Source organism: Halomonas sp. 707D4, assembly GCF_024158685.1.
GTDB lineage: Bacteria > Pseudomonadota > Gammaproteobacteria > Pseudomonadales > Halomonadaceae > Vreelandella.
In genome coordinates this window covers 1-2,644 of the sequence record NZ_JAMZBD010000428.1, presented here as the reverse complement: position 1 = coordinate 2,644, position 2,644 = coordinate 1, and the positions used below count along the sequence as shown (strand labels likewise).

The following is a 2,644-nucleotide window of genomic DNA, read 5'->3' as shown; positions in this document are numbered from 1 at the left end:
CGCCGCCTCGCTGTTCGATGTGATCGAGCGCTTCGCCCGCCGGCGCTGGCGGCAGTTTGGCTTTTTTCGCATGCTCAACCGCATGCTGTTTCTGGCCGGCGCGCCGGATCGGCGCTGGCAGGTGATGCAACGCTTCTACACCCTGAACGACGGCCTGATCGAGCGCTTCTACGCCGGCCGGCCCACGCTTTTCGACAAGGCGCGCATCCTCTCCGGCAAGCCGCCGGTGCCGGTGCGCGAGGCCATTCCGGCCGTGCTCAAACAAACCCCTCGGCTGCGAGCCTTCAAAGATGAGTAAAACGATCGTAATCGGCGCAGGCTTCGGCGGACTGGCGCTCGCCATCCGCCTGCAGGCCGCGGGCATCCCGACCCTGCTGCTGGAGAGCCGCGACAAGCCCGGCGGGCGCGCCTACGTCTACGAAGACGAAGGCTTCGTTTTCGACGCCGGCCCTACAGTGATCACCGACCCCAGCGCTATCGAGGAGCTGTTCACACTTGCCGGCAAGGACATCGCCGACTACGTCGAGCTTCTGCCGGTGACGCCTTTTTACCGCCTCTGCTGGGAGTCCGGCGAGGTGTTCGACTACGACAACGACCAGGCGAGCCTCGAGCGCCAGATCGAACACTTCAACCCAAACGACGTCGAGGGCTACCGCCGCTTTCTCGACTACTCGAAGGCGGTGTTCGACGAGGGCTACGTCAAGCTCGGCACGGTGCCGTTTCTCTCCTTTCGCGACATGCTGCGCGCCGCGCCGCAGCTCGCCAGACTGCAGGCCTGGAAGAGCGTCTACACCAAGGTGTCCCAGTACATCGAGGACGAGCACCTGCGCCAGGCGTTCTCGTTTCACTCGCTGCTGGTCGGCGGCAACCCGTTCGCCACCTCGTCGATCTACACGCTGATCCACGCCCTGGAGCGTAAATGGGGGGTGTGGTTTCCGCGTGGCGGCACCGGCGCGCTGGTCAAGGGCATGGCTCGATTGTTCGAGGACTTGGGCGGCGAGATCATGGTCAACGCCCAAGTCGAGCGCATCGAGATGGCGGGCGACTGCGCCCGGGGCGTGACGCTACATGATGGCCGCGAGATCCCGGCGCGGGCCGTGGCGTCGAACGCCGACGTGGTGCACACCTACGAGAAACTGCTCGGCCACCACCCGGTGGGCGAAAAGCGGGCCAGAAGGCTCAAGGGCAAGCGCATGAGCAATTCGCTGTTCGTGCTCTACTTTGGCCTGAACCATAACCACACCCAGCTCGCCCACCACACGGTCTGTTTCGGGCCGCGCTATCGCGAGCTGATCGACGAGATCTTCAACCAGCCGAGCCTGGCCGAGGATTTCTCGCTCTACCTGCACGCGCCGTGTGTCACCGATGCGTCGCTCGCCCCCGAAGGCTGCGGCAGCTACTACGTGCTGGCGCCGGTGCCGCACCTGGGCACCGCGGCGCTCGACTGGGAGGTCGAGGGCCCGAAACTGCGCGAGCGCATCTTCGACTATCTGGAGAAGCACTACATGCCGGGCTTGAGAGACCAGCTCGTCACCCACCGTATGTTCACGCCGTTCGATTTTCGCGACACCCTCGGCGCCCACCTGGGTTCGGCGTTTTCAGTGGAGCCGATTCTCACCCAGAGCGCCTGGTTTCGCCCCCACAACCTGGACAGCCAGATCGACAATTTGTATCTCGTCGGCGCCGGCACCCACCCGGGCGCCGGCATTCCCGGCGTGATCGGCTCCGCCAAGGCGACCGCCGGGCTGATGGTGGAGCGGCTCACCTCATGAGCGAAGCGCTGCTCGACCACGCGACCGTGACCATGGCAGCGGGCTCGAAGAGCTTCGCCAGCGCCTCGAAGCTGTTCGACCGGCCAACCCGGCGAAGCGCGCTGATGCTCTACGCCTGGTGTCGCCACTGCGACGACGTGATCGACGACCAGACCCTGGGCTTCAACAACGCTCCCGTCGAGAGTGAGCGAAAGGCACAAGAAGAGCGCCTCGCCGAACTCGAAGCCCAGACCGCACGCGCCTTCGCTGGCGAGCCGATGATGGAACCCGCCTTCGCCGCCTTCCAGGAAGTGGCGCTCGCCCACGCCATCCCGCCCTCCCAGGCCTTCGATCATCTGGAAGGCTACGCCATGGACGTGCGCGACGAACGTTACGAGACGTTCGAGGACACGCTGCGCTACTGCTACCACGTGGCCGGCGTGGTGGGCTTGATGATGGCCCGGGTGATGGGCGTGCGCGACGAGGCTGTGCTTGATCGCGCCTGCGATCTGGGCCTGGGGTTTCAGCTCACCAATATCGCCCGGGACATCGTCGAGGACGCCGAGGCGGGGCGCTGCTACGTGCCCGCCGAGTGGCTGCGCGAGGAGGGGTTGAGCGTCGAGAAGATTCGCGACCCGGCACACCGCGAGGCGCTGGCCCGCGTCGCGGCGCGCCTGATCCAGGCGGCGGAGCCCTACTACGCCTCGGCGCGCATCGGTATCGCGAGGCTTCCGCTGCGCTCGGCCTGGGCGATCGCCACCGCGCTCGGGGTGTATCGCAGAATCGGCGTGAAGGTGAACCGCGCAGGCAGCGCGGCCTGGGATACGCGCCAAAGTACCGGGCGCGGCGAGAAGCTTGCGCTTCTGCTCAGCGGCGGGGCGGGGGCGCTGGGG

The 2,644-nt window shown here is 66.4% G+C and carries 3 protein-coding genes; all 3 read left to right on the top strand.

Annotated elements, in window-relative coordinates:
• Positions 1–298: lycopene cyclase family protein (locus BIS11_RS14770; protein ID WP_253586405.1), on the top strand; the 298-nt coding region annotated here is incomplete at its 5' end.
• Positions 291–1,772, top strand: a complete 1,482-nt coding sequence (locus BIS11_RS14765) for a phytoene desaturase (RefSeq protein WP_253423635.1) — start codon at positions 291–293, stop codon at positions 1,770–1,772. The genes BIS11_RS14770 and BIS11_RS14765, both read left to right, overlap by 8 nt.
• Positions 1,769–2,644, top strand: an 876-nt coding sequence (crtB, locus tag BIS11_RS14760; protein WP_253586404.1) for a 15-cis-phytoene synthase CrtB, incomplete at its 3' end; no start/stop codon positions are given. The genes BIS11_RS14765 and crtB, both read left to right, overlap by 4 nt.